This is a genomic window from Flavobacterium sp. XGLA_31, from assembly GCF_051547105.1.
Classification (GTDB): Bacteria; Bacteroidota; Bacteroidia; order Flavobacteriales; family Flavobacteriaceae; genus Flavobacterium.
This window is the reverse complement of the sequence record NZ_JBPTTM010000025.1, coordinates 1-568: the sequence shown is the minus strand read 5'-3', so window position 1 is coordinate 568 and position 568 is coordinate 1. Positions and strand designations below refer to the sequence as shown.

The 568-nt window shown below is 49.6% G+C and carries 1 protein-coding gene; it reads left to right on the top strand.

Going from position 1 to position 568, the window contains the following annotated elements; genetic code table 11:
* Positions 1-568 (top strand): hypothetical protein (locus ACSVH6_RS13595; RefSeq protein WP_438079406.1); only part of this gene is annotated, 568 nt, incomplete at both ends.

Genomic DNA, 568 nt, shown 5'->3' with positions numbered 1-568 from the left:
TGGCTTCAGCGTAAGTGGTGGTTGTGCTCCGCAAGGCAGCATCCAAGGCCAACCGGTAGCACCGACTTTATGTCAAGGTGGAACTACCAGTGTGACGTATAACGTAACTGATAAATGTTATAGCGGTTCAGTAACTCGTACGTTCACGGTAATCGCTCCTGCAGAGGTAATCACTCATGCTCCGGCTAACGCTTCAGCTTCGGCTTGTGCTTATGCTGACCAAGCGGCTGTTAATGCTGCGTTCGCTGCGTTCTTAAACGGCTTCAGTGTAAGTGGTGGTTGTGCTCCTCAAGGAAGCATCCAAGGCCAACCGGTAGCACCGACTTTATGTCAAGGTGGAACTACCAGTGTGACGTATAACGTAACTGATAAATGTTATAGTGGTTCAGTAACCCGTACCTTCACGGTGACTGCTCCTGCAGAAGTAACAACCAATGCACCGGCTAATGCTTCAGCTTCAGCTTGTGCTTATGCTAATCAAGCGGCTGTTAATGCTGCGTTCGCTGCGTTCTTAAACGGCTTCAGTGTAAGTGGTGGTTGTGCTCCTCAAGGAAGCATCCAAGGCCAA